Source organism: Ideonella sp. B508-1 (assembly GCF_000333615.1).
In the GTDB taxonomy this organism is placed as follows: Bacteria; Pseudomonadota; Gammaproteobacteria; order Burkholderiales; family Burkholderiaceae_C; genus Ideonella.
On the sequence record NZ_BADL01000304.1, the window covers coordinates 1 to 12590 of the forward strand.

Sequence of the window (12590 nt, forward strand, 5' to 3'; positions counted from 1 at the left end):
GCTGGACAGGTTCTGGCCGGCGAGCCGATGAACTGCGCCACGAAGACGGTGGCCGGGCGGGTGTAGATGTCGTCCGGCGTGCCCAGCTGCTGCAGCACGCCCTCGCGCATCACCGCGATGCGGTCGCCCAGGGTCATGGCCTCCACCTGGTCGTGGGTGACGTAGACGGTGGTGGTGCGGGTGCGCTGGTGCAGCAGCTTGATCTCGGCGCGCATCTCCACGCGCAGCTTGGCGTCCAGGTTGGACAGCGGCTCGTCGAACAGGAACAGCGAAGGGTTGCGTGCCAGGGCCCGGCCCATGGCCACGCGCTGACGCTGACCGCCCGAGAGCTGGGCCGGCCGGCGGTCCAGCAGGTGCTCGATCTGCAGCATCTTGGCGACGCGGGCGATGGCTTCCTCGCGCTGGGCCTTGGGCACCTTGCGCATCTCCAGGCCGAAGGCGATGTTCTGCGCCACCGTCATGTTGGGATAGAGCGCATAGCTCTGGAACACCATGGCGATGTCGCGGTCCTTGGGCGAGGCGTGGGTGATGTCGCGGTCGCCCAGCAGGATCTGGCCCGAGGTGGGCGTGTCCAGGCCGGCGATCATCGACAGCAGCGTGGACTTGCCGCAGCCCGAGGGGCCGACGAGGATGAGGAACTCGCCCTTCTCGACGTCGATGTCGATGGACTTGAGGATCTCGTGCGCGCCGTAGCTCTTGCGCACCTGGCGGATGGAGAGGGCTCCCATGGGTGTGGTCCTTTCAGCCCGGCTTCAGCCCTTGACGGCACCGGCGGTGAGGCCGCGCACGAAGTACTTGCCGGCCACGATGTAGACGAAGAGCGTGGGCAGGCCGGCGATCATGGCCGCGGCCATGTCGACGTTGTATTCCTTGACCACGCTGGAGGTGTTGGCGAGGTTGTTCAGGCCGACGGTGATGGGCTTGGTGCCCGCGTCGGAGAACACCACGCCAAAGAGGAAGTCGTTCCAGATCTGGGTGAACTGCCAGATGAAGGTGACGACCAGGATGGGGCCGGACAGCGGCAGCACGATGCGCCAGAAGATGCGCCAGAAGCCCGCGCCGTCCAGCAGCGCGGCCTTGATCAGCTCATCGGGCAAGCCGGCGTAGTAGTTGCGGAAGAACAGCGTGGTGCTGGAGAGACCGCACAGGATGTGCACCAGGGTCAGGCCCCAGATGGAGCTGGCCAGGCCCAGCCAGCCCAGCACCTGGGACATGGGCAGCAGCACCACCTGCAGCGGCATGAAGACGCCGAACAGCATCAACGCGAACATCAGCTCGCTGCCGCGGAAGCGCCACTTGGTCAGCACATAGCCGTTGATGGCCCCCAGCGCGGTGGTGATCAGCACGGCCGGCACCACCATCAGCACCGAGTTCCAGAAGAAGGGCTGCAGGCCTGAGCAATCGGTGCCGGTGCAGGCCCCGGACCAGGCCTTGGTCCAGGCGGCCAGGCTGGGCGCGAAGGGCATGGCCAGCAGGCTGCCCTGGCGGATCTCGTCCATGCTCTTGAGCGAGGTCGAGAGCATCACGTAGAGCGGGCCCAGGAAGAACAGCGCCAGCCCGATCAGAGCGGCCCACAGGGCGATGCGCAGGCCATCGATGCGGGGGGCCTCGGCCGCCGGCAGGGCCGGCGCGGTCAGGGTGGGGGCGCTCATCGGCGGCTCCTCAGTTCACTGTAGAGGTAGGGCACGACGATGGCGGCGACGGCCGCCAGCATCAGCGTGGCCGAGGCCGCGCCCTGGTTGATCTGGCCGCGGGTGAAGGCCATGGCGTACATGAAGGTGGCCGGCAGGTCGGTGGCGTAGCCAGGGCCGCCGGCGGTCAGCGCCATCACCAGGTCGAAGCTCTTGATGGCGATGTGCGAGAGCACCATCACGGTGGAGAAGAACACCGGCCGCAGGCTGGGCAGCAGGATGCGCAGGTAGATGCGCGGCATGGAGGCGCCATCGACCTGGGCGGCCTTGATGATGGATTCGTCGATGCCGCGCAGGCCGGCCAGGAACAGGGCCATCACGAAGCCCGCGCTCTGCCAGATGCCGGCGATCACGATGCAGTACAGGGCCCGGTCCGGGTTGACCAGCCAGTCGAAGCTGAAGGACTCGAAACCCCAGGCGCGCACGGTGTGCTCCACCCCCAGACCGGGGTTGAGGATCCACTTCCAGGCGGTGCCGGTGACGATGAAGCTCAGCGCCATCGGGTAGAGGTAGACGGTGCGCAGCACGCCCTCGGCACGGATCTTCTGGTTGAGCAGCACCGCCAGCAGCACGCCCACGGCCAGCGAACCGGCAATGAACAGCACGGCGAAGATCACCAGGTTCCAGGCCGCGACATGGAAGCGGTCGCTGTCCATCAGCGCGCGGTAGGCGTCCAACCCGGCGAACTCGTAGTTCGGCAACAGGTGGGACTCGGTCACCGACAGGTAGCCGTTCCAGGCGATCAGCCCGTAGATGAACAGGAAGGCGGCAACGAAGGAGGGCGCCAGCACGAGCTTGGGCAGCCAGTCGATGCGCCGCAGGGGAGAGACGGTGCTCATGGTGCGCGGTAAAAAAGAGGACCGAAAGGGGCTGGCCGCGGCCAGCCCCGTCGCAGGTCAAGCGCCCCAAGCGCGGGGCGGGGCGGCGCCCATCACTGGGCCTTGGCGGCGGCGACCAGCTTGGTCATGGTGTCGTCCACCGTGGCCTTGTCGCTGTTCCAGAACTGCGAGACCACATCCTTGATCGCGCCTTCCACGGCCGAAGGCACAGCCATGCCATGGGCGATCGAGGGCACCAGGGTGCCGCCCTTGGACGACTCGACGAAGTCCTTGGACGATTGCTTGGCGCAGGCGTCGAACTTGTCCATCGGCATGTTCAGGCGCACCGGGATGGAGCCCTTGTTCAGGTTGAACAGCTCCTGGAAGTCGGGCGACATCAGGGCCGAGGCCAGGTCACGCTGGGCCTTGGCATTGGCCGGGTTCTTCAGCTGGAACATGGCCAGGCTGTCCACGTTGTAGCTGAAGTCCTTGGCCGTGCCCGGCGAGGCCACGCACTCGAAGTCCTTGCCCGGGGTCTTGCCCGCGGCCAGGAACTCGCCCTTGGCCCAGTCGCCCATCAGCTGCATGCCGGCCTCGCCGCGGATGACCATGGCGGTGGCCAGGTTCCAGTCACGCCCGGGGGCGTTCTTGTCGGTGTAGCCCTTGATCTTCTTGAAGGTGGTCAGCACCTCCTTCATGGTGTCGCTCTTGAGCGCGGTCGGGTCCAGCTGCACCAAGGCCTTCTTGTAGAAGGCGGAGCCGCCGACGCCCAGGGCCACATCCTCGAAGGTGGTGAAGTCCTGCCAGCTCTGGCCGCCATGGGCCAGCGGGATCACGCCGGCCTTCTTCAGCGCCTCGGCGGCGGTGAAGAACTCGGCCCAGGTGGTCGGCGGCTTGATGCCGGCCTTCTTGAACACGGCGGTGTTGACCCACAGCCAGTTCACCCGGTGCACATTGACCGGCGCGGCCACGTAGTGGCCCTTGTACTTCAGACCGGCGGCGATCTGCGGCGGCAGCAGCTGGTCCCAGTGCTCGGGGCCGGCCACGTCGTCCAGGTTGGTCAGCACGCCCTCACGCGCCCACTCCTGGATGGAGGGGCCCTTGATCTGGGCGGCCGCGGGCGGGTTGCCCGAGACCACGCGCGACTTCAGCACGGTCATGGCCGAATCGCCACCGCCACCGGCCACCGCGAAGTCCTTCCAGGTGTGGCCCTTGGCCTTCATCGTGGCAGCCAGGGCCTGGGCGGCCTTGGCCTCGCCACCGGAGGTCCACCAGTGCAGCACCTCCACCTCGCCCGCACGGGCCACGCCGGTCACCAGGGCCGCGGTGGCGGCCAGGCCCAGGGCGCTCAGGCGCAAGGTGCTGCGCAGGGTCATCGTCTTGTTCATGCTCGCATCCTTTGGATTTGACAGGCACCGAGCCCCAGGGGCCCAGTGCCGAGTTTCATGCATTCACGCCGGTGGCTCGGCTCACCACCAGACTTCGGCCTGGATGCCGTAGCTGGTGCCGCTGGTCTTGCCATCGGCCAGCCCGGTCAGGCCATCGGCACCGGCCGCCGCGTTGGCCGCCTGGTTCCATTTGGCATGGGTGAAGTAGAAGCGCAATTCGGGGCGCTCCCAGAAGCCCTTGCCCGCGCTGATCGTCGGGGCGATCGTGAACTTGGTCAGGTTGGCACTGGACTGGCCCTGCGGGCTCACACGGTCCACGCCCACTTCGGCCAGGATCTTGAAGTTGCGGGTGAAGGCATAGCCCACGCGACCGCCCAGGGACTTGACCGTGGCGTCGCCGGCATCGGCATTCTTCTTCTCATACATGGCAATCAGCTGGCCGCCGAAATTCTCGTTGGCCTGGAACTGGTAGCCGTCGACGATGCGCCACTTCTTGACGTCGGAGCCATCGGTCAGCGTACCGAAGCCACCGGCCAGACCGGCCGAGCCCTTGGCATACTGGAACCACAGGTTGTTGCTGGCGCCGAAGGGCAGCTTGTCCTGGGTATGGCGCAGGCTGAAGCCGGCACCCGACTCCCCGCCGGTGAACTCGCCCTTGGTGGCGGTCAGCAGCAGGTTGATCGTGCCGTTCTCGTTGACCGGTGCATCGCGCAGCCAGGCGTTCAAACGGCTGCCGGGGTTGTCGTGGCCGTTGGCGTCCTGGGTGCTGCTGTCGGCACGGTAGAAGGCCAGGTCCAGCTTGCCGCCCAGGGCGGGCAGGCTGGCACCGGCGCCGGTGCCGTCGAGCTTCTCGAAGAAGGTGTCGACGATGTGGATGTCGGCCCCGCGGTGGTAACGCTTGCCGGCCCAGAAGCTGGCCTGCGGCGCGAAGTCCAGGCCGGTGGCCTCGGCCCACATCTGCGCGGTCTCCCACTTGGCATCGCCCGAGTCGCTGGCGTTGCCCTTGAAGATCGTGGGCATGAAGTGGATCTTGTAGGTGTCGCCGCTGTCCTTGCGGGCCACGGTGCCGCTGAACAGGAACTCGCCGTAGAAGTCGCACTCGTTGCCCAGGCGGTACTTGAAGTCGGCGCCGGACAGGCCGTAGCAGGCCCGGTTGGCGTTCTTCGAGGTGGCGCCGGGGCCGGCCCGGAAGTAACCGTTCGAGTCCAGGGCGATCTGGGCCTGGGCGCCGCCAGCCAGTGCGGCCAGCAGCAAGCCCAGCAGCGGGGCCGGGCGCAGGGAATATTTCATGGTTGTCTCCTCGTCGTCTTGGTGAGATGCCCCGACACGGCAGGAGACCCATCGGCCCCCTGTGTTCAGGTGCGGCCGAAGATTAATGTTTTATTAATGTATATGAACTTGAGACAACATCCTATGGACAATTCCCTAACAATTCATTAATCACACGCGCGCTGCCAGGGGCAGCCGCAGCCGCACCCGCAGGCCGTGGGGGGGGCGGTCCAGCAAGGTGACCGTGCCGGCGTGGCGCTCGATGATCTCCTTGACGATGGGCAGGCCCAGGCCACAGCCCAGACCTTCCTGGGTGCCGCGGTAGAAGCGCTCGAACACGGCCTCGCGCTGGGCCAGCGCAATGCCCGGCCCGGTATCGTCCACCTCGACCACGGCCTGGCCGTCCTCCGCCCGCACCCGCACCGTCACCTCGGCCCCGCGGCCGGCGTAGCGGATGGCGTTGTCGATCACGTTGGACAGCGCCTCACGCACCAGCAGGGCATGGCCGATGACCCGCAGCGGCGTCTCCCTGGCTTGCCCCGGATCGTCCTCGGCCCAGCCCAGGTCCACCCCCGCCTGCAGGGCCCGCGGCACCAGCTCGGCCGTCAGCTCCTCGGCCAGGCGACGCAGGTCGAAGGGGCTGCGGGCCATCACATGGCTGGATTCGGGCTCGGCCCGGGCCAGCGTCAGCAACTGGGTGACCAGGTGGGCGCTGCGGGTGGCGCTTTCATGCACCAGGGTCAGTCGCGCCCGCAGGGAGGGGTCGGTCGCCTCCCGCAGCGCCAGCTCGGTCTGGCTCTTGAGGCCGGCCAGCGGGGTGCGCAGCTGGTGGGCGGCGTCACTGATGAAGCGCTGCTGCTGGCCCACGCTCTCACGCACGGCCTGCAGCAGCTTGTTCAGGGCCGCGGTCAGGGCCTGCACCTCTTCGGGCGCCCGCCCCAGCTGGATCGGGTCCAGGTGGCTGGGCGCGCGCGAGATGACGGCCTGGTGCAGGCGGGCCAGCGGCGCCAGCCCGGCCCGCAGGCTGGCCCAGACGATCAGCGACATCAGCAACACCAGGCCGGTCAGCGGCAGGGCCGTGTCGTGCAGGATCTGAGTCGCCAGGGTGTCGCGGCCGATGCGGCTCTTGGCCAGCTGCACCAGCATGGTCTGCGGCGCGTCGGCCTCGCCCCAGGCCAAATAGAGGGCGACCACCCGCACCTGCACCGTGCCTTCGCGCTCCTTCAACATGGCGTCGTAGAAGCGCGGCTTGTCCAGCACCGGCCCCAGGCCGTTGGGGGAGCTGACCTCGGGCGGTGGCTCGGGCAGGCGCTGGTTGCCCAGGATGAGCTGGCCCGGTGGCGAGCTGACCATGTAGTAGACCCGGTCGTCGGGGTCGGTCTCGATGATGTCGCGCGCCGCCTTGGGAAAGTCGATCAGCAGGCCGCTGCCCATGGGCTTGACCTGGCGCGCCAGCGCGCGCGAGGCCTGGTAGAGGCTGCGGTCCAGCGCCAGGTTGGCGTAGCGGGCCGCCACGGTGTAGGACAGCACCGCCGCCCCCAGCCACAACACCAGCTGCGGCACCAGCAGCCACAGCAGCAGATAGCGCCGCAGCGGCCCGGCCCCGGGGGCCAGCCAGGCCAGCCAGCGCAGGCGGCTGCGGTGCGAGGCCTCAGACATCTTCGAGCAGGTAGCCCAGACCGCGCACGGTGCGGATGCCCAGACCGGAATCCTCCAGCTTGCGGCGCAGGCGGTGGATGTAGACCTCCAGCGTTCCCGCGGGCGAACTGGCCGGCTCGGCGGCGTCGCCCGCCCAGGCCTGGGCGATCTGCTCCTTGGTCACCACCCGGCCCTTCTGGGCCAGCAGCGCGTCCAGCAGCAGCCATTCGCGCGGGGACAGCTCCAGCGCCACGCCATCCACACTGGCCCGCCGGGCCTCGCGGTCGAAGCTGAGCCGGCCACTGAGCTGCACCGGCGTGCGCCCGTCGGCCCCCCCCGACAGGCGGGCCCGGCGCAGCAGCGCGCGAATGCGGGCCTCCAGCTCGGGGAAGTCGAAAGGCTTGGTGAGGTAGTCGTCGGCCCCGGCGTTCAGGCCCGCCACCCGGCTGTCCAGGCTGTCCAGCGCGGTCAGGATGAGCAGCGGCAGCGTGGGCCGGGCCGCATGCACCCGCTTGAGCACGGTGAGGCCGTCGACCAGCGGCAGACCCAGGTCGATCACGCCCAGGTCGAAGGGCTGCTTGAGCAGCAGGTATTCGGCCACCGCCCCGTTGTCGGCCACCTCCACCTCGAAGCCGGCGGCGCGCAGATTGGACGACAGGGCATCGGCCAGGATGGCATCGTCCTCGGCAAGCAACAATCGCATGGAACAGGGCTGCCGTGCAGCATGGATCGACGAACGCCGAGAATTCTCCCATGAGCCTCACCGACCAGATTCAGCGCACCCTGAGCACCCTGCCCGCTGCCGAGCAGCGCGTAGCCCAGGCGGTGCTGGCCGATCCCCGCGCCGCACTGGCGCGTACCGTGGCCGAGCTGGCCGGCCAGGCCCGGGTCAGCAACCCGACGGTGGTGCGCTTCTGCCGCAGCCTGGGCTTTGCCGGCTGGGCCGACTTCAAGCTCAAGCTGGCCGGCAATCTGGGCCAGGGCCTGCCCTATGTGCACCAGTCGGTGGCCCCGGGCGACGGCAGCCGGGCGGTGGTGGACAAGATCGTCGAGCAGGTGCAGCAGACCCTGGCCGACTTCCGCCAGAACGCCGGGCTGCGTCCACTGGAGCAGGCCAGCCAGGCGCTGGTGCGCACCATCCGGGCCGGGCGCCGCATCGAGTTCTACGGCGTGGGCAACTCGGGCATCGTGGCGCAGGACGCCCAGCACAAGTTCTTCCGCATGGGCTGCCACACGGCCGCCTATGCCGACGGCCACCTGCAAGTGATGGGCGCCACCCTGCTCCAGCCCGAGGACTGCGTGGTGGTGTTCTCCAACTCCGGCCGCAGCCGGGATCTGCTGGACGCCACCGAGCTGGCACGCCAGCAAAAGGCCACCACGGTGGCCGTCACCGCCAGTGGCTCGCCGCTGGCCGCGGCAGCCGACGTCCACATCGCCGCCGATCACCCCGAGTCCTACGAGGAGTACAGCCCCATGGTGTCGCGCCTGCTGCACCTGGTGATCGTGGACATCCTGGCCACCGAGGTGGCGCTGCAACTGGGCCCCGACCTGCCGGCCCGCCTGCATGCCCTCAAACGCAACCTGCGCGCCAAGCGCTACCGGGACGACTGAGTCAGGGTTCTCACGGGGTGTAATCTGATTACCATTTTTTAGGTAATTTCATTACACTGACAACTTCCCTGACTGGACGCTCGCCATGGACCCTGTCGTTTCCGCCTCCGACCCCGACCTGGACCTGTTCATCTTCGGCGCCACCGGCGACCTGTCGGTGCGCAAGCTGCTGCCTGCGCTGTACATGGCCCATCTGCACGGCAACCTGCCGGCCGGGGCCCGCATCCTGGCCGTCGGGCGCCAGGCGCTGACGCGCGAGGCCTTCATCCAGCAGGTGCTGGGGGGCGCGCGCCAGTTCATCGAGGCCCGCGCCCTGCAGGCCGAGGCCTGGGACCGCTTCGAGTCCCTGATCGACTATGTGGCGCTGGACGCCACCCAGGCCGAGGATTTCGTCCGTCTGGCCCGCCACAGCCGCCCCGGCGCCCAGCGGGTGTTCTACCTGGCCACCGCCCCGGCCCTGTTCACCCGCATCTGCGCCCACCTGGCCGGGGCCGGTCTGGTCGACGCCCAGGCCCGCGTGGTGCTGGAAAAGCCCCTGGGCCACGACATGGCCTCGGCCCGGGCCATCAATGCCGAGGTCGGCCGCTTCTTCCAGGAGCAGCAGATCTTCCGCATCGACCATTACCTGGGCAAGGAGACGGTGCAGAACCTGATGGTGCTGCGCTTCGGCAATGCCATCTTCGAGCCGCTCTGGCGCGCCCCCTTCATCCGCAGCGTGCAAATCACCGTGGCCGAGACGGTGGGCGTGGGCAGCCGCGCGGGCTTCTACGACGGCACCGGCGCCCTGCGCGACATGGTGCAGAACCACCTGCTGCAGATGCTGTGCATCGTGGCGATGGAGCCGCCCGTGTCGCTGGACCCGGACGCCATCCGCGACGAGAAGCTCAAGGTGCTGCGCTCGCTGCGGCCCATGGGCCCGGCCGAGATCGCGCGCGACGTGATCCGCGGCCAGTACAGTGCCGGCACCGTGCAGCAGCGCGCGGCGGCGGGCTATCTGCAGGAAGACGGCGTGCCCCCGGACAGCCGCACCGAGACCTTCGTCTCGCTCAAGGCCCACATCGACAACTGGCGCTGGGGCCATGTGCCCTTCTTCCTGCGCACCGGCAAATGCCTGGCCGAGCGCTGCTCGGAGATCGTGATCGACTTCGCCGGCCAGCCCTTCTCGCTGTTCCCCGACACCTACCGCAGCGCCGGCAACCGCCTGGTCATCCGCCTGCAGCCCGAGGAATCGGTGCAGCTGCAGATCATGGCCAAGGAGCCCGGCAGCGGCATGAAGCGTCGCCCGGTCAGCCTGGACCTGGACCTGCACACCGCCTTCACCGAACGCCGGGCCGAGGCCTACGAGCGCCTGCTGATCGACGTCATCCGCGGTCGGCTGACCCACTTCATGCGGCACGACGAACTGGAGGCCGCCTGGGCCTGGGTGGAGCCCATCCTGCACGGCTGGGCCGCCCAGGGCGACGCCCCCCGGCCCTACGCCGCCGGCACCTGGGGCCCGGCCGCCTCGTCGGCCCTGATGGCCCGCCACGACATGCAATGGTCCGAGGAGGCCTGATCCCATGAGCACCCCGCTTCATCCCCGCATCGCCGAGGTCACCGAGCGCATCCGCGCCCGCAGCCAGAACCTGCGCCAGGCCTATCTGGACACCGTGGCCCACTGGCAGCGCCAGGGCACCCAGCGCGGGCACATGAGCTGCGCCAACCTGGCCCACACCTTCGCCGCCTCGCCGGCCGACGACAAGCTGGCGATCAAGGCCCTGCGGGCGCCCAACATCGGCATCGTCACGGCCTACAACGACATGCTGTCGGCCCACCAGCCCTACGCCAGCTACCCGGACCAGATCAAGGCCGCGGCCCGTGCCGCCGGCGGCGTGGCCCAGGTGGCCGGTGGCGTGCCCGCCATGTGCGACGGCATCACCCAGGGCAACGAGGGCATGGAGCTCTCGCTGTTCTCGCGCGACGTGATCGCCATGGCCACCGCGGTGGCCCTGTCGCACCAGACCTTCGACGCGGCCATGTGCCTGGGCATCTGCGACAAGATCGTGCCGGGCCTGCTGATCGGGGCGCTGCAGTTCGGCCACCTGCCGGTGGTCTTCGTGCCCGCCGGGCCGATGCGCTCGGGCCTGCCCAACGACCGCAAGGCCAAGGTGCGCCAGGAGTACGCCCAGGGCAAGGTGGACCGCGCCGCCCTGCTGGCGGCCGAGTCCGCCTCGTACCACAGCGCCGGCACCTGCACCTTCTACGGCACGGCCAACTCCAACCAGATGCTGATGGAGATCATGGGCCTGCAGCTGCCCGGCTCGGCCTTCGTGCCACCGGACGACCCGCTGCGCGCCGCGCTGACCGACGAGGCCACGCGCCGCGCCCTGGCCATGTCGGCCCAGGGCGCCGAGCCCACCGTGCTGGCCCAGATCGTCGACGAGCGCGCCATCGTCAACGGCATCGTCGGCCTGCTGGCCACCGGTGGCTCCACCAACCACACCCTGCACCTGGTGGCCATGGCGCGCGCCGCCGGCCTGCGCATCGACTGGACCGATTTCGCCGAACTCTCCGAGGTGGTGCCGCTGATGACGCGCATCTACCCCAATGGCACGGCCGACGTGAACCACTTCCACGCCGCCGGTGGCATGGGTTTCCTGATCCGCGAGCTGCTGGACGCGGGCCTGCTGCACCCGGATGTGGCCACCGTGGCCGGCCCCGGTCTGGCCCACTACACCCGCGAGCCCTGGCTGCAGGATGGCCGCCTGGCCTGGCGCGACGCACCGGCCGAAAGCGGCGACCTGGCCGTGCTGCGGCCGGCCCGCGAGCCCTTCAGTGCCGACGGCGGGCTCAAGCTGCTGCAGGGCAACCTGGGCCGCTCGGTCATCAAGGTCTCGGCCGTCAAGCCCGAACACCGCCATGTGCGCGCCCCGGCCGTGGTGGTGGACGACCCGGCCGAGCTGATCGCCCAGTTCAAGGCCGGCCAGTTGGAACGCGACTTCGTGGCCGTGCTGCGCCACCAGGGTCCGCAGGCCAACGGCATGCCCGAGCTTCACACCCTGACCCCGGTGCTGGGCGTGCTGCAGGACCGCGGCTTCCACGTCGCGCTGGTGACCGACGGCCGCATGTCGGGGGCCTCGGGCAAGGTGCCGGCGGCCATCCACCTCAGTCCCGAAGCCCTGGCTGGCGGCGCCATCGCCCGCCTGCGCAGCGGCGACATCATCGAGCTCGATGCCCACGCCGGCCGGCTGGTCGTCGAACTGAGCGATGATGAACTCGCCGCCCGGCCCCTCGAGACGGCGGACCTGTCCGCCCACCAGCGCGGCTGCGGTCGCGAACTGTTCGCCACCTTCCGCCGCCAGGCCTCGCGCGCCGAGGCCGGTGGCAGCGCCCTCTTTCCGGAGATCTGACGTGAGCACCACCCTGCCCGCCCTGCCTGCGTTCCGCTCCCGTGTTGTGCCTGTGGTCGTGCTGCAGGAGGCCGCCCACGCGGTGCCCCTGGCCCAGGCCCTGCTGGCCGGCGGCATCGACGTGATCGAGATCACCCTGCGCACCCCCTGCGCGCTGGAGGCCATCGCGGCCGTGGCGCGTGATGTCCCCGACATGCAAGTGGGTGCCGGCACCCTGCTCGGCGCCGACGATGTGCGGCGCGCCCAGGACGCGGGCGCCCGCTTCGGCCTGTCACCCGGCCACAGCCCGGCCCTGCTGCAGGCGGTGGCCGAGGCCGGCCTGCCTTTCGTGCCCGGTGTGATGACCCCCGGCGAGGTGATGGCCGCCCGGGAAGCCGGTTACCGGCTGATGAAGCTGTTTCCGGCCACGGTGGCCGGCGGCCTGGACATGCTCAAGGCCCTGGCCTCGCCCTTCGGGGATGTACGCTTCTGCCCCACCGGTGGCGTGAGCCTGGACAACCTGGGCGGCTTCCTGAAGCAGCCCAATGTCGCCCTGGTGGGGGGTTCCTGGCTGGCCCCGGCCGCCGCGCTGCAAGCGGGGGACTGGGCCCAGATCACCACCCTGGCCCGCCAGGCGATGGCGCTGAGTGCCGGCTGAGCTTGCGCGGACGCCCCCACCCGCAGGAGCCATCCCCCGATTGGGGGCTGGGGATCCCGGCGGGGCGGTGTTAAGGTGTAAACCTGAAAGGCACGTCCCGGGTCCCGNGTNATCNCCCNCTCCCCTCGATTGTTTCACGATCACCGGGC

At 69.4% G+C, this 12590-nt stretch carries 11 protein-coding genes; 4 read left to right on the plus strand and 7 right to left on the minus strand.

The features are described 5' to 3' along the window. The 7 genes from I73_RS12985 to I73_RS13015 all read right to left on the minus strand — a co-directional run. On the minus strand, nt 1-728 hold a 728-nt coding region (locus tag I73_RS12985), incomplete at its 3' end, for an ABC transporter ATP-binding protein (protein WP_022981003.1). 24 nt (nt 729-752) lie between these two features. After that, nucleotides 753-1523 (minus strand): carbohydrate ABC transporter permease, encoded by a 771-nt coding sequence (locus tag I73_RS12990; RefSeq protein ID WP_234409502.1) that lies wholly within the window; start codon nt 1521-1523, stop codon nt 753-755. A 125-nt stretch (nt 1524-1648) separates the two neighbouring features. Further along, nucleotides 1649-2530, minus strand: a complete 882-nt coding sequence (locus I73_RS12995; RefSeq protein WP_022981005.1) for a carbohydrate ABC transporter permease — start codon at nt 2528-2530, stop codon at nt 1649-1651. A gap of 92 nt (nt 2531-2622) precedes the next feature. Next, a complete protein-coding gene (locus I73_RS13000; protein ID WP_022981006.1) occupies nt 2623-3897 on the minus strand; it encodes an ABC transporter substrate-binding protein in 1275 nt (424 codons plus the stop codon). 81 nt (nt 3898-3978) lie between these two features. Continuing rightward, nucleotides 3979-5187: a carbohydrate porin gene (locus I73_RS13005; protein WP_022981007.1), complete on the minus strand. Its 1209-nt coding sequence runs from the start codon at nt 5185-5187 to the stop codon at nt 3979-3981. A gap of 150 nt (nt 5188-5337) precedes the next feature. Next, the gene (locus tag I73_RS13010; protein ID WP_022981008.1) at nt 5338-6825 is read right to left on the minus strand and encodes a sensor histidine kinase; all 1488 of its coding nucleotides are present in this window, start codon (nt 6823-6825) and stop codon (nt 5338-5340) included. Then, on the minus strand, nt 6818-7507 hold the full coding sequence (locus I73_RS13015; RefSeq protein WP_022981009.1) for a response regulator transcription factor: 690 nt from the start codon (nt 7505-7507) through the stop codon (nt 6818-6820). Before I73_RS13015 ends, I73_RS13010 begins: the two co-directional genes overlap by 8 nt. 50 nt (nt 7508-7557) lie before the next feature. Here I73_RS13015 and I73_RS13020 point away from each other — a divergent pair, with 50 nt between their 5' ends. The 4 genes from I73_RS13020 (at nt 7558) to eda (ending at nt 12441) form a co-directional block, all read left to right on the plus strand. Beyond that, entirely contained in the window at nt 7558-8415 is an 858-nt protein-coding gene (locus I73_RS13020) for a MurR/RpiR family transcriptional regulator (protein ID WP_022981010.1), read from the plus strand. Between the two features lie 85 nt (nt 8416-8500). Next, nucleotides 8501-9970 carry a glucose-6-phosphate dehydrogenase gene (gene zwf / locus I73_RS13025; protein WP_022981011.1) on the plus strand — a complete coding sequence of 490 codons (1470 nt, stop codon included), beginning with the start codon at nt 8501-8503 and terminating at the stop codon, nt 9968-9970. A gap of 4 nt (nt 9971-9974) precedes the next feature. Next, nucleotides 9975-11804: a phosphogluconate dehydratase gene (edd, locus tag I73_RS13030; protein WP_022981012.1), complete on the plus strand. Its 1830-nt coding sequence runs from the start codon at nt 9975-9977 to the stop codon at nt 11802-11804. Nucleotide 11805: 1 nt separating this feature from the next. Further along, nucleotides 11806-12441 carry a bifunctional 4-hydroxy-2-oxoglutarate aldolase/2-dehydro-3-deoxy-phosphogluconate aldolase gene (eda, locus tag I73_RS13035; RefSeq protein ID WP_022981013.1) on the plus strand — a complete coding sequence of 212 codons (636 nt, stop codon included), beginning with the start codon at nt 11806-11808 and terminating at the stop codon, nt 12439-12441. Nucleotides 12442-12590 lie beyond the last annotated feature (149 nt).

Bases quoted from the DNA above. Each gene is read 5' to 3' on its own strand.
- I73_RS13020 (WP_022981010.1), top strand. From the start codon at position 7,558: ATGAGCCTCACCGACCAGATTCAGCGCACCCTGAGCACCCTGCCCGCT.
- I73_RS13000 (WP_022981006.1), bottom strand. From the start codon at position 3,897: ATGAACAAGACGATGACCCTGCGCAGCACCTTGCGCCTGAGCGCCCTG.
- I73_RS13010 (WP_022981008.1), bottom strand. From the start codon at position 6,825: ATGTCTGAGGCCTCGCACCGCAGCCGCCTGCGCTGGCTGGCCTGGCTG.
- I73_RS12990 (WP_234409502.1), bottom strand. From the start codon at position 1,523: ATGCTCTCGACCTCGCTCAAGAGCATGGACGAGATCCGCCAGGGCAGC.
- zwf (WP_022981011.1), top strand. From the start codon at position 8,501: ATGGACCCTGTCGTTTCCGCCTCCGACCCCGACCTGGACCTGTTCATC.
- I73_RS13005 (WP_022981007.1), bottom strand. From the start codon at position 5,187: ATGAAATATTCCCTGCGCCCGGCCCCGCTGCTGGGCTTGCTGCTGGCC.
- edd (WP_022981012.1), top strand. From the start codon at position 9,975: ATGAGCACCCCGCTTCATCCCCGCATCGCCGAGGTCACCGAGCGCATC.
- I73_RS12995 (WP_022981005.1), bottom strand. From the start codon at position 2,530: ATGAGCACCGTCTCTCCCCTGCGGCGCATCGACTGGCTGCCCAAGCTC.
- I73_RS13015 (WP_022981009.1), bottom strand. From the start codon at position 7,507: ATGCGATTGTTGCTTGCCGAGGACGATGCCATCCTGGCCGATGCCCTG.